General features: G+C 47.8%; 20 protein-coding genes. 2 read left to right on the top strand and 18 right to left on the bottom strand.

Annotated elements, in window-relative coordinates; all coding sequences use genetic code 11:
* The first annotated feature begins 28 nt into the window (after positions 1–28).
* Positions 29–832, top strand: coding sequence for a Cof-type HAD-IIB family hydrolase (locus BLS14_RS18060; RefSeq protein ID WP_076291747.1), 804 nt, complete (start codon positions 29–31; stop codon positions 830–832).
* A gap of 111 nt (positions 833–943) precedes the next feature.
* On the opposite strand, the gene BLS14_RS18055 is transcribed toward BLS14_RS18060, so the two are convergent.
* Both BLS14_RS18055 and BLS14_RS18050 read right to left on the bottom strand, forming a co-directional pair.
* Complete coding sequence (locus BLS14_RS18055; protein ID WP_176854595.1) at positions 944–1267, bottom strand: hypothetical protein; 324 nt, start codon at positions 1265–1267, stop codon at positions 944–946.
* 23 nt (positions 1268–1290) lie between these two features.
* Positions 1291–2229 (bottom strand): DMT family transporter, encoded by a 939-nt coding sequence (locus BLS14_RS18050; protein ID WP_090953224.1) that lies wholly within the window; start codon positions 2227–2229, stop codon positions 1291–1293.
* A gap of 93 nt (positions 2230–2322) precedes the next feature.
* On the opposite strand from BLS14_RS18050, the gene BLS14_RS18045 reads away from it, so the two are divergent.
* Complete coding sequence (locus BLS14_RS18045; RefSeq protein ID WP_090953222.1) at positions 2323–3771, top strand: aminotransferase-like domain-containing protein; 1449 nt, start codon at positions 2323–2325, stop codon at positions 3769–3771.
* A gap of 186 nt (positions 3772–3957) precedes the next feature.
* Here the strand turns inward: BLS14_RS18045 and BLS14_RS18040 are convergent, their stop codons facing one another.
* The 16 genes from BLS14_RS18040 to cysT form a co-directional block, all read right to left on the bottom strand.
* Positions 3958–4584 carry an ABC-2 transporter permease gene (locus BLS14_RS18040; RefSeq protein ID WP_072734264.1) on the bottom strand — a complete coding sequence of 209 codons (627 nt, stop codon included), beginning with the start codon at positions 4582–4584 and terminating at the stop codon, positions 3958–3960.
* Positions 4577–5443: an ABC transporter ATP-binding protein gene (locus BLS14_RS18035; protein WP_063564627.1), complete on the bottom strand. Its 867-nt coding sequence runs from the start codon at positions 5441–5443 to the stop codon at positions 4577–4579. Before BLS14_RS18035 ends, BLS14_RS18040 begins: the two co-directional genes overlap by 8 nt.
* Positions 5443–5823 carry a GntR family transcriptional regulator gene (locus BLS14_RS18030; RefSeq protein ID WP_063564387.1) on the bottom strand — a complete coding sequence of 127 codons (381 nt, stop codon included), beginning with the start codon at positions 5821–5823 and terminating at the stop codon, positions 5443–5445. Before BLS14_RS18030 ends, BLS14_RS18035 begins: the two co-directional genes overlap by 1 nt.
* A 217-nt stretch (positions 5824–6040) precedes the next feature.
* A complete protein-coding gene (gene clpP / locus BLS14_RS18025) occupies positions 6041–6622 on the bottom strand; it encodes an ATP-dependent Clp endopeptidase proteolytic subunit ClpP (RefSeq protein WP_062326868.1) in 582 nt (193 codons plus the stop codon).
* 18 nt (positions 6623–6640) lie between these two features.
* Positions 6641–7507, bottom strand: coding sequence for an RNA polymerase sigma factor (locus BLS14_RS18020; protein ID WP_090953221.1), 867 nt, complete (start codon positions 7505–7507; stop codon positions 6641–6643).
* 133 nt (positions 7508–7640) lie between these two features.
* Entirely contained in the window at positions 7641–8420 is a 780-nt protein-coding gene (locus BLS14_RS18015; protein WP_072734267.1) for an MBL fold metallo-hydrolase, read from the bottom strand.
* A gap of 157 nt (positions 8421–8577) precedes the next feature.
* Entirely contained in the window at positions 8578–9024 is a 447-nt protein-coding gene (locus BLS14_RS18010; protein WP_090953219.1) for a hypothetical protein, read from the bottom strand.
* Between the two features lie 55 nt (positions 9025–9079).
* Positions 9080–10015, bottom strand: coding sequence for an ABC transporter ATP-binding protein (locus BLS14_RS18005; protein WP_063564391.1), 936 nt, complete (start codon positions 10013–10015; stop codon positions 9080–9082).
* A complete protein-coding gene (locus tag BLS14_RS18000) occupies positions 10012–11037 on the bottom strand; it encodes an ABC transporter ATP-binding protein (protein ID WP_090953217.1) in 1026 nt (341 codons plus the stop codon). The genes BLS14_RS18005 and BLS14_RS18000 overlap by 4 nt, the downstream gene beginning before the upstream one ends.
* 260 nt (positions 11038–11297) lie before the next feature.
* Positions 11298–12143: an ABC transporter permease gene (locus tag BLS14_RS17995; RefSeq protein WP_053781729.1), complete on the bottom strand. Its 846-nt coding sequence runs from the start codon at positions 12141–12143 to the stop codon at positions 11298–11300.
* Between the two features lie 7 nt (positions 12144–12150).
* Positions 12151–13101, bottom strand: coding sequence for an ABC transporter permease (locus tag BLS14_RS17990; RefSeq protein WP_064639956.1), 951 nt, complete (start codon positions 13099–13101; stop codon positions 12151–12153).
* 271 nt (positions 13102–13372) lie between these two features.
* Positions 13373–14980, bottom strand: coding sequence for an ABC transporter substrate-binding protein (locus BLS14_RS17985; RefSeq protein ID WP_090953215.1), 1608 nt, complete (start codon positions 14978–14980; stop codon positions 13373–13375).
* A gap of 223 nt (positions 14981–15203) precedes the next feature.
* On the bottom strand, positions 15204–16268 hold the full coding sequence (locus BLS14_RS17980) for a sulfate ABC transporter substrate-binding protein (protein ID WP_072734270.1): 1065 nt from the start codon (positions 16266–16268) through the stop codon (positions 15204–15206).
* Between the two features lie 55 nt (positions 16269–16323).
* Positions 16324–17388, bottom strand: a complete 1065-nt coding sequence (locus BLS14_RS17975) for a sulfate/molybdate ABC transporter ATP-binding protein (protein WP_072734271.1) — start codon at positions 17386–17388, stop codon at positions 16324–16326.
* 1 nt (position 17389) lies between these two features.
* On the bottom strand, positions 17390–18187 hold the full coding sequence (locus BLS14_RS17970; protein WP_090953213.1) for a sulfate ABC transporter permease subunit: 798 nt from the start codon (positions 18185–18187) through the stop codon (positions 17390–17392).
* Positions 18184–18999, bottom strand: a complete 816-nt coding sequence (gene cysT, locus BLS14_RS17965; protein ID WP_063564398.1) for a sulfate ABC transporter permease subunit CysT — start codon at positions 18997–18999, stop codon at positions 18184–18186. Before cysT ends, BLS14_RS17970 begins: the two co-directional genes overlap by 4 nt.
* Positions 19000–19010: the final 11 nt, after the last annotated feature.

Below are 19010 nucleotides of genomic sequence, written 5' to 3'. Positions count from 1 at the left end.
ATACAGATAAAAAAGGAGAGAAACACAGATGACCTACAAATTAATCGCAATTGACATTGATGATACCCTGATCAACGATAACAAGGAAGTAACGCCTGCAACACAGACTGCCCTGGAACAAGCGGTAGCTCATGGTGTCGTTGTAACACTGGCAACCGGACGTGCCTATGCTTCTGCACAAGCACTCGCTCGCCAAACGAAGCTGAACGTGCCAATCATTACGTATCAAGGCGCTTTGGTGAAAAACTTGCTGGACGAAAAAGTACTCTACGAGCGCTACGTTCCACAGGACGCTTCCCGCAAATTATACGACTACTGCCTGGAGCATAATCTGCACCTGCAAACGTACATTGACGACAAACTTTACGCCCGTGAAGAAAACGACAAGCTGCGTGACTACGCTAAACTGAATGGTACTCAGTACCACATTGAACCGGATTTCATCAAAGTGATTGAGCAAAAAACACCGAAACTGCTCATCATTGATGAGCCGGATTACTTGGATGAGGTTGCGGTTGCCCTGCGCGAACTGCTCGGATCAGAAGTACACATCACCAAGTCCAAGCCATACTTCCTTGAAATCATGCACCGCGAAGGAACGAAAGGCCATGCACTAACCTTCCTGGCAGATCACTTCGGTCACCAATTGAGCGAGTGCATTGCCATCGGGGATTCTTGGAATGACCATGAGATGCTGGAAGTCGCTGGTCTTGGTGTAGCGATGGGGAATGCCATCCCTGCTCTGAAAGAGCTGGCAGATTACATTACCGCGAGTAATAACGAAGACGGCGTGAAGCAAGTGATTGAGAAGTTTGTGCTGAACGCAGAGTAAGCTTTTAAGAGGTCGAGTCCATATAAAACAAGTTATTTCAAGATACAATGAAACAGCCCTGCACGGTGATGAATCGCTTGTGCAGGGCTGTTTCTGTAATAAAACTGTTAATTATTCTATTTTGCCATACTTATCGTCAAATTCACGATTCCGCTCACTGATCTCCTTCATTACTCTCCCTTTGGATAAATCGGCAAATGGCCTAGGGAGCAGGAGAATAACTCCTATAATGAAAAAAAGAATGGCCAAGATAAGTCCAATGACACCACCCGTTTCAAAAGTGGCTTGCAGATAACGGCCCCATTGATTGAACCAGATCGTTACGTCCGGTAAATGAATAATGGTCCCAATATGGATCATGCCATAGAGCACGATTCCCGCAAACAATAAAACAGCACCGATCCCCTGTCTATTCAAATGGATTACTCGCCTCATTCCTGCGTAAAATATATATCCCCCTATTTTACCATGGATTTGGAAGTCTGACCCAATGAAGTTGTACGTTTTCCCTTTTTAAGCCACCCCATCACTTTCTCATTCATCGCCAGCAAACCTGAAACGATCAGCGCAACGCCTAACCATGTAATCCAGCTCACATGTTCATTGTAGAGAACCGCCCCAAGTCCGACCGCAATCGGAGGAGAAATGTATAACCAGGTCGCCGGGAATAACGGGTTGGTACGAGACATGATCCAGTAGAACAAGCTGTGCCCGACCATCGAACCGATTACCGTCAGATAGATCAGGGATGATACCGCTGGCATCCAATCCAGTCCAGTTGTGCTCCACGATTCGGTCACCGCCGAAAGCGCAGATAACAGTACACCTCCGTACATCATTTGCACCGCATTGATCGCTACAGGATTAGCCTCCTTAAACTGGTTAATGACCTTTTTGGAGTACAACGCACCTGCCGAGTAACAGACTTCACCCACCAATACGGCAATACAGCCCCAAAGCCACAGGGAACTACCACCAATCGATACACCCGGCAACACGACGAGGATAACTCCAGCAAAACCGATCAGGCAGCCCGCAATCATGCGTGCAGACGTTTTTTGACGCAACAACGCTGTCTGCATCACCATAATCATCAGTGGACCTGTTGCTGACAGAATCGCCCCAACACCCGAGCTCACATATTGCTCAGCCCAATATAAGGTCGCAAACGTACCAAATGTCAGTCCCGCACCCGTCAAGAGCATCTCTTTACGCCATAATAAAGACAGGTTCACTTTCCCTTTTATCCACATCCATGTAAACATTAGAGCACCTGCAATGATAAAGCGTAGTCCGGCCGACAGAAAAGGCGGCATGCCTGCCTCCACGCCAATTTTAATCGCTAGAAACGTTGTTCCAAAAATAAGACACATTACGGTAAATGCTACTGCAACCATGCTAGCCCCTCCTTCATCTGTTCTCCATCATATAGCACTGTCCACAGAACAGAATGAATAAAACAGAACAGTTAGTTCCCGTTTGCTGTTACAATGGAGTTCAAAAGGAGCGTGAGCCGGGTGGGCAAAGCCATGTTGATGACAGATAACAGCCTGAAACTATATGAGCAAGTGGTACATTATCTGGTTGTACGGATCGAAGCCGGAGAGTGGAAAGAGCATGAGAAGCTGCCGTCCGTGCGGAGCCTGTCCGAGCTGCTCGGTGTACATCGCCTCACCGTTTTTAAGGCCTATCAGGAATTAAAGGAACGGGGGAACGTTTACGTCAAGGATAAGTCCGGTTATTATGTCAGTCCTGCTGACCCTTCTCCCGTGACAGATCAGGCCGATGACCCGGCAGTCTCTGCCTGGTTGCATTGGGATTCACTTGCCCGCGTGCAATCCCTTGAGGCGGAATACCAATTTTCCAAATCATTGATCGACCCCGCCCTGCTGCCAAACCGATATTGGGGAGAATTAATGCGGGATTTGCTGGATTTATATCCCCGTCTGCTTGGGACGTATTCCACGATTCAAGGAGATCTGGAGCTGCGTAGTGCCTTGGCAAGCCATCTGACGACGAGGGAACGTTTCTACATCTCGGCTGATGAAGTGCTGATCACTTCCGGGGCACAGCAAGCCATTGATGTGATCTCCCGCAGTCTCGTCAGACCCGGTGACCGTGTGCTCATGGAGAGGCCAACGTATGGCCCTGCGATGGAAATTTTCCGCAAACAAGGTGCCAAGTTAATTTTTACGGATATTCATCCTCATGGCTACGATCTGGAACAGATTGAACGCCTGATGAAGCAGGAAAAGCCGAGAGTATTTTATATGACGCCGACCTTCCAAAACCCTACGGGCATCAATATTCCGACCGAGCAGCGCAAACAGCTACCTGAACTGGCAGAACAGTACGGATGTTTTCTGGTGGAAGACGACAGCACCTATGATATCTATTTCAAGGAAAAACCTCCTGCGCCAATCTTCACATACGATACTACAGGGCATACACTCTATATTCGCAGCTATAGCAAATATGTCGTGCCGGGTCTGCGGATTGCCGCCATTATGTGCCGTCCCCGGTTCATGCCAGGATTACAAGCCGTAAAAGCATTGACAGATAACGGATCTCCTCTGCTGAACCAGAAGCTTTTCCTCCGTTATTTCCAGTCCCCACGCATGCACCAGCACCTCTCCAAGCTGCGTACCGCTATTCAGCTACGGATGGAAGTGATGGAACAATGCCTTCAACAAACCAATTGGACGTGGACTCGTCCTGAGGGTGGACTTAACATCTGGGCGGAGCTTCCGGAAGGTGTAGATACGGGGCGCTTGCTTCACCGATGCATGGAGCATTCCGTCGCTTTTGTGCCGGGAACGGTATTCGATCCTTCAGATGCGAACGCCAGTCGCAAGCTGCGTCTCTCCTTCTCCTATGCTCATGAGCAGCAAATCCGGGAAGGCATGAGCAGACTTATTGCGTTGGCTGAAAATACGTGATGATACGTTTGCAAAATCTGCATTTGCAGATTAACGACAGCTTGTCTGGCAGGTCACAAATTTTAAATCTTCTGTAACACAAAAAGTCGCCGTTTGGCGACTTTACTTTTTGGGCTGCTGTTCTGCTGTTCTCGACTGGCAAAGTAAGTTTTAAAGTTTTTTTATTGAAATTCTTCTTCATCCATCCTATAGATCTTTCCTTGCAAACAGTCGGACCGTTACAAAATAGGAGACAATGAACAACAGAAGAATGCAAACTGAAACAAAAACATAAACCGAAGCACGACCCATTCCGTTCTCGCCTGCCATATATAAGAGCGAGGCGACAGGTTGCGCTAAAATAATAAGAACGATCATGAAAACCGTATTAATTATTCCCGCTCCCTTTTTACTAAGGGCGTAAAAAAGAGGCATATAGATCGAAATTAAAACCAGCACCATTCCAATCGAAATCAGGATGTCCAGTACCGAAAAGTCGGGCTTGTTCAGTTCGGGAAAAAGAAAGTTAACCAGCCAGTGAGCGCCTGACGAAGCGAAAACTCCAAAAAGCGTATAGAGAACGGCAGACAGATACTTTGCTTGCACAATGTTTCTGCGACTAAGCGGGAGCGTGACAAGAAATTTATGATTATGGTTTTTGATATCAATCATGGTTGCAAGCATAATCGAACCGAAAGCGGTATAGATCCCTACAAAATACATCGACATTTCCACTGTCGGGATAAATGCGACACTGAATACAACAAAATAAAAAAGGATGGACCATAGCGAGCTTTTCAAAGCGATATAATCTTTGCGAAGCAAGTTAAGCATGATGCTTTTCCCCCTTGGCCGTAAAATAGATAAGGTCTTCGAGGGAGGGTCTATGTAAAAGAGCATAATTGCCAAATAATCGTTCTGCCTCCGCCTTGTTATCTGCCAAGCCTTCAAAACCAACCGCTGTCTCACGGATTCCGACGAATTGTCCTCGCGTGTCCGCATCAAGCAGCTTCATGTCCCCCTTTACTATCGTGTACCTTTCAAGCACATCATCCTTTGCTTCATTAAACACAATCTTTCCTTTATTAATGAATGTAATATAATCTGCTATACGCTCCAAATCCGTCGTGATATGAGTCGAGAAAATAATGGATCGAGTTTCGTCCTGTATCATATCTGCAAGCAGGTCAAGCAGTTCTCTCCGAAACACAGGATCAAGCCCGGATGTAGGCTCATCCATGATGAGTAGCTCAGCATCGTGAGATAAAGCGATAGCCAGTGAAAATTTTATTTTCATGCCTTTGGACAGTTCTTCAATCTTCTTTTTGGGAGACAATTCGAATTGCTCCAGGTAGTTGTTAAATTGCTTTTCATCCCATTTCTTATAAAAAGGAGCAATCATGCTTTTCATTTCACGGATCGTAAGATGCTCATAATAGAAACATTCATCTGAAACAATACCAATGCGTTCTTTAACGTTAACTTCCTGAGCAGGCATCTCTTTTCCCAATGTTTTGATGCTCCCAGAGTCCGGATGAATCAAACCGGTGATCAGGTTGATCAGTGTGCTTTTCCCCGCTCCATTCGGGCCGATAAGTCCGGTAATATAACCTTGTTTTACATCCAAAGTGATCTGATCCAGCTTGAATAAGGGGTACGTTTTGGATAGGTTGCGCAACTCAATTGCGTTCATCATGCTTCTTCCTCCTCAACTAGCAACGTAAAATGCTTAACTACATCTTGAACACTCATGCCCAGTTCCTTGCTCTCACGAAGGATATCGAGCATTTTATCTTCGATTCGTTTCAGCCGCTGTTCCCGAATAAACTCCTGATTGGCCCCGGAAACAAAGGAGCCTTTGCCTACGACAGAATCAATCAGTTTCTCTTTCTCAAGTTCTTCATAGACACGTTTGGTAGTAATTACACTGACCTGCAGATCCTTCGCAAGTTGACGGATGGAGGGGAGACTCTCCCCTGCAACCAGTTCCCCGCTTAAAATGCTCTGTCTAATCTGGGTTAGAATCTGCATGTAGATGGGATCGCTTGATGCGTTTGATATTAGTATGTTCATGTTCTCTCACCTCACTGGTTTCAACCCAGCCCATGTATAGTGTATATATATAATATATACACTATACATGGGCTGAGTCAATAATCATTCAATTTTTTCCCAATACAGACAAAACAGCAAAGTAGCCCGAAAAGTCGAATGACCTCCCGGGCTACTTTGTTGTTCATTTTCCTTGTTTTTTAGTCGTGTTTCTTGGCACGTATGGTACCTTTTTTTCTTACGTACTGGAAATCACCTTATCCACAAGACCATACTCGACGGCTTCCGCAGCGGTCAGGAAATAATCTCTGTCTGTATCCTTTTCAATCCGCTCCATCGGCTGTCCCGTATGATCGGCAAGCAGCTTATTGAGGCGCTGACGGTGCTGGATAATCCGGTTGGCATGAATCAGCATATCCGAGGCCTGCCCCCGCGTTCCGCCAAGCGGCTGGTGAATCATGATTTCGCTGTTTGGCAACGCCAGCCGTTTCCCTTTTGTTCCACCAACCAGCAGGATCGTACCGAAGCTAGCCGCCATACCTGTGCAGATCGTGGAAATGTCAGGTTTCACGAATTGCATTGTGTCATAGATGGAGAATCCAGCAGTTACGGAACCACCAGGACTGTTGATGTACATCTGGATATCCTTCTCCGGGTCCTCTGCGGTCAGAAACAACAACTGGGCCACGATCGCATTGGCCATCTGATCCTCAATTTCCCCGGACACCATAATGATCCGATCTTTCAGCAAACGGGAATAAATATCATAGCTCCGCTCTCCGCGGGCTGTCTGTTCAACAACATAAGGTACCACGTTCATGCATTTTGCCTCCCCGGTTTATGCAACCATGCTGACCGTATATCCTCCCCCATACGACATGGAATTCGTACCGGAGCTTGAATAACTGTACATCACTGGCTGCATCGATTGAGACGGCAGAGTCTGCTGCAAAATCGTTCCCGCCACAGCCATCGGATCATCGGTCTGATTCAGGCATAGATCAATTAAACGGGCTGTATCACCGCTGCGGAACGCCAGTAAATAACTGCGCAGTTCCTCCCGATTTTGCTGATGTTCCTCCAATCGATTCGTCTGATCAGAATCCGTTTCGTTCAGGCTGTGCCTCACTTTCGCCAGAGCAGAGCGGGCACGACTTAGGGCAGCTTTGACCGCCCCTTCCGTCGTATCCAACAGTTCAGCAGTCTCTACCGTCGTGTATCCCATCAAATCACGTAACATATATATCGCTCGCTGCCACGGTGGCAGTTCATCCACAAGGATTTGAACAGCGGACTCGACTTCCTCGAATCGCTCTTCTTCCTCAAATTCCTGCATAAATGGCTTCATGCTTTCCAATTTGCTTGCCAAGTTCTCACGCTTCCGTATGGCGTCAATCCAGGTGTTGCGTGCAACACGGATAAGATAGGCTTCCCAGTTCATGTCCTCTGTCATTCCCGTTCTTCGGGTAGCTGAAAAGGATAATGCTTTAACACATGTATCCTGAACCAGATCCTCCGTCTCCCAGACTGAACCAGTCAATGACATGCAATAGGCGTACAACGAGCCCAGCAGGCTCGGAAGCGCAGCTTCAATCGTTTGCTCTAACGTATATCCGGTTTGAACACCGGAATGGCTATATGGTGCAACCTGTTTATCATTATGTGGTCTGTTGATTCTGCAATCCACGGACTTCACAAAGGCCATGTTTGGGGCCCCCCTTTGTTGGTTCCTGATTGATCTTGCTTCAATTCACTTGCTGTAATTGCCTTACACTATGTAAACGAAGAACCTCCGGCAAAGGATACGCTCTTCTGAATTTATTTTTAGCATTGTTGTCCTATTCTCCCAGCTTCACCTTCAGACCGGTAAGTGCCAGCGTAATCCCCTGATTCAGATCATAATTCTGGCGTACATCGACGTCGTGAGACATATGTGTAAAATAGGTATGACCCGGTTTTAAATCCTGCAACAGCTCCTGCGCCTCAACCATATCGTACACTGAGCGTGTGGAGAATTCCGCAAGTTCATGAACAAAGCTCGTTCCAAGTACCAGCAGATCGAGCCCGTATAGCGGCTGCTTCTCCGCAGCTTTCAGATCAATGGCATCCGAGCAATACGCCCAGGTGTATCCTTCACGTTCCAATCGATACGCATACGAATAGCCATTATGACCGTGGCAAACTTTCCAGGAATGCACCTTCCATCCACCGAGCTCAATATCCGCATCCGTTTCCAGGAAATTCATATGACGACCGAGCCATGGAAATTGACTCTGGATGGTCGTGATCACCTCCCGTGGTGCATACAACTGCCCTTTTACACCCAACCATCGACATGCATCTGCCCATTCGGGCAAGCCTCCAATATGATCAAAATGCGCATGAGTGATCAGCAGCGTCTGCACCATCCGCATCCCCTGGTCTTCCATCTGTGATCTCCAGTCCGGTCCGCAGTCAATCATGAAAGGTTCGTGCTCGCCATCACTATGAATCAAAACAGCAGCACGTTTGCGGCGATTGATCCCCGTAAGTCGGGCTTCTGTGCAAACGTCACAATCACAATACACCCGCGGAACACCCATCGCATCCCCGGTTCCCAGAAATGTTAGCTGATTCATTATGAAAGTCCCCTCTCTATCCCGGAAGCAATGCATCCCAAATTCATGTTCCATCCGATTAATGATATGTAAATTGTAATCTCCCACCTCTATTTTTGCAAAAAAAAGACCATCCCGCCGCAGTTATTCACTGCAAACGGGACAGTCTGTTGTTTCACTAAACCAAAGCCCGCAGCTTCAACGTCAGCTCTTGGCCCTCAGGTACATCTTTGGATTCTGTAATCACCCAGTTTGATGCAAGGCGTTTTGCCAGCACATCTGCCTGCTCCGGTTTTAATTTCAACCTGGTCACGATGCCTTCACCAACAGTGAAGTCTTTCTCCGGCTGTAATCCGAAGGACTTCTCCAAGTAGATCCCCAGACCACCACGAGTGTTAAAGGTAATCCGGTAGCCGTCTTTAACCGCGCCTTCCAGATTCTCGCCATGCTCGTCCGCATAGGAGAAAAGATCATCATATCTGTAGTGCTCCTCAGACACGGCATCAAAAGCAGCAACATCTTTGGCCTGTATCGCTTCCAACAAAGCTGCATCCGACATGCCTTTGCTACGAGCCTGTTCCAATCGAATGGCTGTATTTTGGGACAACTTAAACTCAGCACTCATCCAACTCACACCTTCCTGTCACTATATATCGTTATTCCATGATATTCCTAATCCATTATATCCTGTCTCGATAGCCGGATACAAAGTGTCCTGGTGAAACTTCCATCCACTCCGGTTCTTCATCCCGTCCCCGAGCGGATGGGTCGGTATCCCCACTGTAGATCGGTGGCATAACGTTCCGTACCGTTGGATCAGGTACAGGAATTGCTGCCAGCAATGCCTGGGTATACGGATGTACCGGATTACGGTACAGTTCTTCTGTTGGTGCCACTTCCACCAGCTTACCGCGATACATCACACCGATTCGATTGGAGATGTGGCGTACCATCGACAAATCATGGGCAATAAACAAATAGGTCAGTCCCAGCTCTGCCTGCAAATCTTCAAGCATATTGACCACCTGTGCCTGTACGGACACATCCAGAGCGGACAACGGCTCATCACACAAAATGAACTCCGGGTTCACCGACAATGCACGGGCAATGCTGATCCGCTGACGCTGCCCTCCACTGAATTCATGTGGATAACGCTCCGCGTGCTCTGGCTTCAGGCCCACACGGTTCATCAGGTCAAGCGCTCGCCCCTTCATCTCTGCTTTGGAAGCATAATTATGAATTTCCATGGGTTCACTAATAATCTGCAGGACATTCATACCCGGATTTAGTGAAGAATAGGGGTCCTGAAAAATCGTCTGCATCCGTTTGCGAAAAGGCTTCAACTGGCGTTCATTCATTTTCGCAACATCCTGTCCGCCAAACATAATGCTTCCGTCCGTCACATCATAGAGTCTCACGATGCTGCGTCCAGTCGTTGATTTGCCACAGCCGGATTCACCAACCAGTCCAAATGTTTCTCCCTTGTGAATATGAAAACTGACGTTATCCACGGCTTTCACGACGTCTTTGCCTTTGCCAGCACCACGTACCGGAAAATGTTTTTTCAAACCACGCACGTCCAGCAGTACTTCACGCTGATCGATTCCTGTACTCATTTCTCCACCTCCTCTGACGATGCTCCTGTTTGTACTTGATGTTGTTCCCGACCTTGATCGTCCAGCAACCAGCATAGCGCTCGATGACCGGGTGCAGTCTCGGTATACGCAGGCATCTGTTTGCATACTTCCATGGCGTGTGGGCAACGTTCCATAAACGGACATCCGGTTGGCGGATGAAGCAGATTGGGCGGTGTACCTTCAATGGTTGCCAGCCGCTGGCGTCCACCTTCCTCGCCATGCTTCGGAATGGAGCGCAGCAATCCCTGAGTATATGGATGCTGGGGATGAGCGAAAATACGCTCCACTGGCCCCTCTTCCATAATGAGTCCACCGTACATCACAATCACTCGGGTACAGACCTGAGCAACGACACCAAGGTCATGCGTAATCATCAGAATGGATGTCTGCGTGGAATCTTTCAGTTCCTGCATCAGCTGTAAAATCTGTGCCTGAATGGTCACATCCAGCGCTGTCGTCGGTTCATCCGCGATCAATAACTCCGGCTTACAGGACAGAGCCATGGCGATCATTACCCGCTGTCTCATGCCTCCGCTGAACTCGTGTGGATATTGGTCAATCCGTTCTTCCGGAGAAGGAATGCCCACTTGCCGCAGCAATTCAATCGCTTCCTTGCGTGCAGCCGACTTGTCCATTTTCCGGTGACGACGAATGACCTCTGTCATCTGTTTGCCTACACGAACCACTGGATTAAGTGATGTCATCGGGTCCTGGAAAATCATCGAGATGCGGTTGCCCCGGATTTTTCGCAGCTCATTGTCCGACTTGGTCAGCAGATCCTCTCCACGGAACAGAATCTGACCATCCGTAATCCGGCCCGGCGACTGGATCAGCCGAATCAGCGAACGGGCGGTAACACTTTTGCCACTTCCGGACTCGCCGACCAGCCCAACCACTTCGCCTTCTTTTAACGTAAAACTCACACCCCGGACGGACTGTACCTCACCTTCCCGAGTTGCAAAGGACGTTTTCAGTTGTTTGACCGATAATAAATCTGTCATTGTATTCACCCCGCTGTGTAAGTTCAACCAAAGAATATTTACACTAGCCACTCCAAAGACAGAACAACCTTCCGATCGCTGTTATCCCCAGATTTTTTTGATTCCCTTTTCGTAAGGGAAAATCCGGTGATAGCGTATGCTTCCGATGTAGCTTTCTTTCAGAAAGCTTTTAGGCGAACTCTTCGCTTCTTCAGGTTATTTCTGTCTTCTCCGTTCTCGTGTAAAATGTTTAGTCGAACCTATATTTAGTCGAAAATCATCTATCGCTTGTTCGCTTTGGGCTCGAAGGCTACGCGGAACACATCCCCCAGGAAGTTAAACGACAGCACCGTCAGCAAAATAAACAATCCCGGGAAAATTGCCATATACGGCGCTTCACTAATAAAGCCCTGTGCATCATTCAACATGCTGCCCCAAGAAGAGTTCGGTTGTTTAACACCCAGTCCGAGGAAGCTTAGTGACGATTCCATCAGAATCGCACTCGCGATGTTGATGGTTGCTGCGACAATAATGGTTGGAATAATGTTGGGAATAATGTGCTTCATAATGATCCGGCCAGGCTTTTGACCCGATACACGCGCATACAGTACGTATTCCCGCTGCTTGACCGACATCGCCTCAGCCCTGACAATCCGGGCAATATTCATCCAGCTCAGCACCCCGATAATGACAATAATCGTACCGATCCCCGGCTTCAGATATGCGTTCAGGATCAGCATCAGGAAGAAGGATGGAATCGACATGAGCACGTCAACAATACGCATCAACGTATTATCCACCCAGCCGCCAAAATAACCACTAACCGTCCCTACCAGTGTTCCCATAATAACGGCAATTGCCATCGAAAGGAAACCTACGGCGAGAGACACTCGTCCTCCGTATAACGCCCGAGCCAAATAATCCCGTCCGTAATCGTCCGTACCAAACCAGTGATCTGCACTCGGCTGTTGAAGCCGCTCCATCACTACAATTTCATTTGGATCATGTGGAGACAGAAACGCAAACAGGGATGCGAGTACAAAGATGCCCAATATGATGACAGCCGCAAGGCCCAGTTTCTGCTGTCGGAACTGCGTCCGTAGATTACGCCAGCGCATTGAATTCATTTTTGTCTCACCCCGTTGTCTTGATTCGTGGATCTACCACGCCATATAAGATATCAGCTACCAGGTTTCCGACGACCAGCAGCACAGAGGACATCATCGTAATGCCCATAATAATTGGATAATCCAAACCGTGAACGGCCGAAATCCCGAGAGATCCCATCCCCGGCCACGAGAAAACGGACTCCGTAATAAACGCTCCCGCAATCAGCTCCGGCAAAGACATACCGAGAATCGTGATTACAGGCAGCAGTACATTTTTGAGTACATGACGAAGCAGTACCGTTCCTTTGGTTGCCCCGTAGGCATATTGGATTTGAACATAGTCCTCTTCCAGTTGACTGATTGTATTCGATCGAATGTACCGCATGTACACGGATACGTTCATGAAGGTCAAAACGGTACATGGCAAAATGCCGTGTTTGATAATATCCCATGCGGAGTCCATACCAACCGTTCGCATACCCATACTTGGCAACCAGTGCAGCTCTACTGCAAAGAAATAGATCAGCATCATACCGAACCAGAAGCTAGGAATCGATATCCCGATGTATGAGATCAGGCTGAGTCCACGGTCAAACAGACTGTTCTGACGCGAACCCGCAATCATGCTCAGCGGAATGGAGATCAGCAAAGACAATAATAGCGATGCCCCCATTAAACCAAACGTAGCAGGCAAACGTTCAACAATCATTTCGGCAACCGGGCGATGGTTCACCAGTGAATAACCAAGGTCACCAGACAGTACATTTTTGAGCCATACGACATATTGCACGTACATCGGTTGATCAAGACCGAGGTTTTGCCGAATACGCTCCACATCTTCTGCCCCCATATTCGGGGTAACAAAGGAAAGCACCGGATCGCCCGGCGCCAGCTTGATCAAGGTGAACGATACGATGGAGATTACAAAAAGAAGAGGGATCGCTTGTGCGATCCTTCGGACAATATAGTTGTTCACATGGGCACCTCCGAATCAACGCCGGCCTCGCGGCCGGCGTTATTGGCTTGTTATATAGAATGAACGCAAGTGGATTGAACAAAGGATTCACATCGGCCACTCCGATGGCAGAACAATCTTCCGATCGCTGTTATCACTAGATTTCTTGATTTCGTATTCTAGAGGAAGAAATCCAGTGATAAAGGCGAACACGTCGTTTCTCCAGATTTTTTCTGCCCTCTACGTTCTTTGTGAATCTCAAAGGTTCAAACAATACGTTCATTCTATATGATTATTTTTTATAAATTTTGGACAGATCTTCAAGCATAACGACTGGTTTTGGATTTGCATCTTCAACGCCGCCGTATGTGTTATCCACAGCCACTACAGCTTTCGTGTAGGCAATTGGGTATACAGTCATTTCGTTTGCTACAGTTTGTTGGATTTGTTTGTACAAATCACCACGTTTAGTTTCGTCAATTTGAACGGCTGCTTCATTCCACAGCTTGTCGAAATCGGCATTTTTGTAATGGGAGTAGTTGTATGCCGCATCACTCAAGAAGAGAGATTTATAAGCATCTGGCTCATAACCCATGATGTATCCACCAAAGGACAATTCAAAGTCTGTATTGTTCATGTCCAATGTACGGTTACCATAAGCCGTTCCATCCATCGGCAGCAATTCCACTTCAATGCCCACGTCTTTCAGCTTTTGCTGAATGTAAAGCGCTTGGCTTGTTTGTGGTTTGTTCGTATTTGTGTAAGCAAGACGCAATTTCAAGTTGCTAACGCCTGCATCAGCCAGCAATTGTTTTGCTTTTTCTACGTTGTAGTCGTATTTCTCCACATCATCCGTTTGGTACAGCGTGTCCGGTGTGAGAATGGACGGAGCCGGTTCTGCAAAATCAGCTGAGGAATACGAAGCGGTGATCAGTTCATTTTTATCCAAAGCATAAGCGATGGCTTGACGAACTTCTTTCTTTTGCATCGAAGGCACGTTCAGGTTGAACACCATGTATTGCAAGCGGCCTTCTGGGTAAGTCAGCATGTTGAATTTGCCTGTGTCGTTCAATTTGTTGTAATCCTGTGTGTCGACCATACGCATTTGAATCTCGCCGTTTTGCAAAGCCAGGTTCGCTGCATTTGGATCTTTCGCTACACGATACGTCACGCTATCCAGATGAGCTTTGCCTGCAAAGTAGTCATCAAAACGTTCCAGTGTTACGTATTCGCCCGGACGGTATTCCTTGAACTTGAAAGGACCGGAACCGATCGGGTTATTGTTTTTGTCGCTTTTCTCAATATCGGCTTCGCCTTCGAAAATGTGTTTAGGGATTGGAGAGAAAGAAACCAATGCTCCTTCAAAAGCAGCAGATACTTCCGGCAATTTGAATTCCACCGTCAGGTCATCGACCTTGGTTACTTTCACCGGTTTGCCATCAAAAACATACTGACTACGGGAAGAACTGTGCTGTTTCTCATCAAGGATGCTATCCATTGTGAACACAATATCATCGGCTGTCAGAGGCTGTCCGTCATGCCATTTCAGACCGTCTTTCAGCTTCAATGTATACGTCAGGTGATCATCAGAGAAGCTGTCGCTTTCTGCGAGCACATACGTTTTTTTGCCATCATTCACATTGAACAGTGGAGCATATAAGGATTGATCAATCGTCAACGTTACACGGTCACCCGCGTAGATCGGATTCATCACTTTAGGATCGTCCTGAACGGCAATAATGATGCTTCCTCCGTCTTTCGGTTGCCCATCATCCGTTGTTTCTGTATTTTCTGCGTTATTAGACGAAGAACTTGTTCCGTCACCGCTGCTTCCGCATGCACTCATGATTGCCACAACCAGAACCAGCATCAATGACAGCCACATTTTTTTCGATTTCATTATGATATTTCCCCTCGCTGTAATTTAACGTTCTGTTAGATAGTATAGGCAAGGATTCGACAAATTGCAACGATTTTTTCCAACTTAACCTATCGGGTTTAAATGAAATAACATTATTGTCTAGCAATGCAAAAAACCTCCAGCTCACGTTGTGTCGTGAAATGAAGGTTTGGATGACAATTCATCTTCTGAAATTCAATAACAGGACGATGCTCGTACGGGCTTACAACCCGGCTAACACCTGGTACCATACGCCTCGTTTGGAATACAGTGTACTGCGTACCTTGTCCCATCCGCCGAGGTAGTTAATATCGAACAGACCTTCTGGCGTTGGGAACGAGGACTTCGTCTCTGCAAACACTTCAGGGTCTACCGAACGGAAACCATGCTTGGCAAAAATGCGCTGTGCTTCCGGTGTTCGCAGATAGGCTACAAAAGCCTCCGCCAATTCACGATTGCCATGCTTACCTGCATATTTGTCCACGACAACTGCCGGATTTTCAATCAGGATCGTGTTTTTGGGAACCACGATGTCATAATTTACACCCTTGGCAATCCGGGCAAGCAATTCATTTTCATACGTGACGATCACGTCACCCACGCCATATTCGAAAGCCGCCATGGAGGATCGACCACTCTTATCCAGTGACTCGACATTCTCATGTACTTTTTCCAGAAAAGCTTTGGCCACGGCAGGATCTTTCTTGCCTTGCTCCTTCTCAGATAACTTCAACCCTGCACCATAGATGGCATTAATGTCCCACTGTGCTCCGCCTGACGTCTTGGGATTAGGATAAAGCACTTTAACACCCGGCTTGGTCAAATCTTCAAAATCGCGAATACCCAGCGGGTTGCCTGCTCTTGTACCCAGAACTACAATCGAACGGGTGATCATGCCTTTATTCGGAGCCTGCTTCCAATTGGAGCTGACCAGATCGGCTTTGACCAGCTTGTCGATATCACTTTCCATCGCCAGAAGCGCAACATCAGCTTCGAATCCACCAACAATGGCTCTGGCTTGTGTGCCAGAAGCTTCATAGGATTCCTGAAAGTGAACCGTCTGTCCGGTCTTTGCCTTCCATTCTTCCTGAAATTTGGGCAGCAATTCTCCGACGGCGTCTTTGGCTACACTGTAAGCACCGATTACCAGCGTATTGGATTGGTCGTCCGTCGAGGTTCCGTTCTGTCCGCTCACATCTTCCTGCTTGCTACATCCAACGGTCATGCAGACGAGCAGAAGTATGAGGACAACATATAAAGGGTTGAATTTCTTCTTCCTCGTCTGCATGGGCAGCCCCTCTTTTCCAAAAATAAGGATCATTCCTGAATCAAGTGATCTTCGATTAGATGATGACCGGCATTGGATCTTCCTTCAATCGGTTCTCAACAACCCAGCTATGGGTATCATTGAACAGATATGCCCGATGCACAAGCACTCGAATTTGTTGGCCGACTTGCAGCGTTGTTTTCTCCAGGGATCGATACGTAATGAGTTTATGGCCCTCAACTTCCACTTCCACCATCCATTCACTTCCACGGAAATGAAGGTGTTTGACAATCCCCTTTTCAGTAGCGGACAGCATGCTAAACTCGTTTTTCAAACCGATCTCGATATACTCAGGCCGGATCAGTGCACGTGTGCGCTCTCCTTCCACCGCATGTTCGAAGCCCTTAAGCTGTGAAGCGTCTTCCACAACGGTAGATTCCCCTATAAATGTGGCAACAAAAGGCGTCTCTGGATTTTTGTAAATATCCCATGGCGTACCTTTCTGCTCTAAGCGCCCTTGGCTGATAATCATGATTTCGTCGGCAACTTCAATCGCTTCATCCTGGTCGTGGGTTACAAAGATCGAAGTGATGCCTACCCGCTCAATCAGCTCTCTCAGCCACGAACGCAATTCCTGACGGATCTTGGCATCAATGGCGGCAAAAGGTTCATCCAGTAGCAGCAGCTGTGGCTCCGGAGCTAATGCTCTGGCAAAAGCGACGCGCTGACGCTGTCCACCAGACAACTGATGTGGATAACGCTGTTCGAAACCTTTCAGCCCCGTCAATTCCACCAGCTCCATGACCCGATCACGGATCTGGGCTTTGGGTGTCTTTTTAACCTTGAGCCCAAAGGCGATATTTTCAAATACCGTCATATGTTTGAACAAAGCATAGTTCTGAAATACAAATCCGATTCCCCGCTCCTGCGGAGGCAGATGGTTTACGACTTTTCCGTGAAAACGAATCTCTCCGGAACCCGGATTCTCCAGCCCTGCCAGCATACGCAGTATGGATGTTTTCCCACCTCCGCTGGGTCCCAGCAAACCGATTAGATGGCCTTTGGCAATATCGAACGAGACATCTTTTACCGCATGAAAATCACCGAAATGTTTGTTCAGATCACGGACTTCCACATGCATCTCAATGCACTTCCTTTCGCTTCTTGGCCCATTCCATCATAAGCAGCAGCCCGACGGAAAAGGTAACCAGTACCAATGCCACACCATTTGCGGCTGCTACGTTAAAATTCTCTACATCCTGATATACAAGCGTTGTTGCCGTCTGCGTTTTGTTCATAATGTTACCCGATACAACCAGCACTGCACCGAATTCCCCAAGCGAGCGGGCAACCGTCAGCACAAGACCGTACACAACCGCCCAGCGGATGGAAGGCCAGGTAACACTCCAGAACGTTCTCCAGCCGTATGCACCAAGCGTTGACGCAGCCTCTTCCTGCTGAGATCCAAGCTCCTGCAAGACAGGCATCACCTCTCGAACCATCAGTGGAAAAGTAACAAACAACGTTGCAATGACCATACCCGGGAAGGCATACACCACATTAAATCCAATTCCTTCAAGAAAAGCGCCCATAATGCTGTTGGGACCCAGCAGTAGTACAATCATCAATCCGCCAATGACTGGCGATACGGCATAGGGCAGATCCACAATGCTGTTCAGCAGCCCTTTCACCCGGTCACTCAGCCATCCGGCGCGAACCAGATAGATGGCCATCATAACGCCAAACAATGTATTTAACAGCGTGACAACAAGTACAACAAGTCCTGTCATCATCAAGGCATGCAGCGCCTCAGGGCGCAACAGCCCATCCAGGAATCCTCCTGCCCCGTCTTCAAATGCACCAATAAAAATACGTCCAAGCGGGATGATCAGCAGTACAATGAACACCGCAAACGTCAGTCCGATTAATAGTCGCCTCATCGTCTTCTCCCCCGCATCTGCACCAGATTAATGAGCCAGAGGATCAGGAAGGAGAGTGTTAAGAGCAGTACGGAAACCGCTGCGGCACCGGTTGGATTGTCACTTTCGATCTCGCCGTAAATAAATACGGAAGCCGTCAATGTTCTTCCCGGAATATTGCCTGCCACCAGCACAACAGCCCCGAATTCGGCTAGTGCTCTGGAGAATGCGAGCATTCCCCCACTAATCATGCCCGGAGCCATGGACGGAAGAATGACCTGCCTGAACGTGCGAGCCTTCGACGCACCCATCGTGTAGGATGCCTCTTCCTCTGAAGGATCGATCTCTTCGAGCAAAGGCTGCACCGCACGGATGACAAATGGAAACGTAACAAAGGTCATTGCGATCACAATCGCAGGCTGGTGAAACACAATTTCAAAACCCATGGATTCCGCCAGTTTGCCAATGGCACTGATCGGACCCAGGAGTAGCATAATCATCAGGCCACCAACGGCTGTTGGAAGAGCAAAAGGAAGATCTACCAGACTGTTAAGGAACGACCTCCCAAAAAAGCGATAACGTGTCAGCACCCAGGCAATCATGGTTCCCAAAATGACGTTAATCACCGTAGCTATAACAGCCAGCCGGATCGTTAACAGCACAGCTTTCCATGCAATTGGGTCCATAATGCTTTGGATAAAGTTGCTCCATCCTTCAGAGAAGGAATTGACGTACACACCGATGATTGGAAGTACAATGAGTACGATAAAATATAGCAATACGGTACTGCGGAATCCCCAAGTCCATCCCTTGTGACGAAGAACGGTATTCATTGCTGCATTCC

It is taken from the genome of Paenibacillus sp. OK060 (assembly GCF_900101205.1).
In the GTDB taxonomy this organism is placed as follows: Bacteria; Bacillota; Bacilli; order Paenibacillales; family Paenibacillaceae; genus Paenibacillus; species Paenibacillus marchantiae.
This window is presented reverse-complemented; position numbering and strand designations above follow the sequence as displayed.

Bases quoted from the DNA above. Each gene is read 5' to 3' on its own strand.
- BLS14_RS18060 (WP_076291747.1), top strand. From the start codon at position 29: ATGACCTACAAATTAATCGCAATTGACATTGATGATACCCTGATCAAC.
- BLS14_RS18055 (WP_176854595.1), bottom strand. From the start codon at position 1,267: ATGAGGCGAGTAATCCATTTGAATAGACAGGGGATCGGTGCTGTTTTA.
- BLS14_RS18050 (WP_090953224.1), bottom strand. From the start codon at position 2,229: ATGGTTGCAGTAGCATTTACCGTAATGTGTCTTATTTTTGGAACAACG.
- BLS14_RS18045 (WP_090953222.1), top strand. From the start codon at position 2,323: ATGGAGTTCAAAAGGAGCGTGAGCCGGGTGGGCAAAGCCATGTTGATG.
- BLS14_RS18040 (WP_072734264.1), bottom strand. From the start codon at position 4,584: ATGCTTAACTTGCTTCGCAAAGATTATATCGCTTTGAAAAGCTCGCTA.
- BLS14_RS18035 (WP_063564627.1), bottom strand. From the start codon at position 5,443: ATGAACGCAATTGAGTTGCGCAACCTATCCAAAACGTACCCCTTATTC.
- BLS14_RS18030 (WP_063564387.1), bottom strand. From the start codon at position 5,823: ATGAACATACTAATATCAAACGCATCAAGCGATCCCATCTACATGCAG.
- clpP (WP_062326868.1), bottom strand. From the start codon at position 6,622: ATGAACGTGGTACCTTATGTTGTTGAACAGACAGCCCGCGGAGAGCGG.
- BLS14_RS18020 (WP_090953221.1), bottom strand. From the start codon at position 7,507: ATGGCCTTTGTGAAGTCCGTGGATTGCAGAATCAACAGACCACATAAT.
- BLS14_RS18015 (WP_072734267.1), bottom strand. From the start codon at position 8,420: ATGAATCAGCTAACATTTCTGGGAACCGGGGATGCGATGGGTGTTCCG.
- BLS14_RS18010 (WP_090953219.1), bottom strand. From the start codon at position 9,024: ATGAGTGCTGAGTTTAAGTTGTCCCAAAATACAGCCATTCGATTGGAA.
- BLS14_RS18005 (WP_063564391.1), bottom strand. From the start codon at position 10,015: ATGAGTACAGGAATCGATCAGCGTGAAGTACTGCTGGACGTGCGTGGT.
- BLS14_RS18000 (WP_090953217.1), bottom strand. From the start codon at position 11,037: ATGACAGATTTATTATCGGTCAAACAACTGAAAACGTCCTTTGCAACT.
- BLS14_RS17995 (WP_053781729.1), bottom strand. From the start codon at position 12,143: ATGAATTCAATGCGCTGGCGTAATCTACGGACGCAGTTCCGACAGCAG.
- BLS14_RS17985 (WP_090953215.1), bottom strand. From the start codon at position 14,980: ATGAAATCGAAAAAAATGTGGCTGTCATTGATGCTGGTTCTGGTTGTG.
- BLS14_RS17980 (WP_072734270.1), bottom strand. From the start codon at position 16,268: ATGCAGACGAGGAAGAAGAAATTCAACCCTTTATATGTTGTCCTCATA.
- BLS14_RS17975 (WP_072734271.1), bottom strand. From the start codon at position 17,388: ATGCATGTGGAAGTCCGTGATCTGAACAAACATTTCGGTGATTTTCAT.
- BLS14_RS17970 (WP_090953213.1), bottom strand. From the start codon at position 18,187: ATGAGGCGACTATTAATCGGACTGACGTTTGCGGTGTTCATTGTACTG.
- cysT (WP_063564398.1), bottom strand. From the start codon at position 18,999: ATGAATACCGTTCTTCGTCACAAGGGATGGACTTGGGGATTCCGCAGT.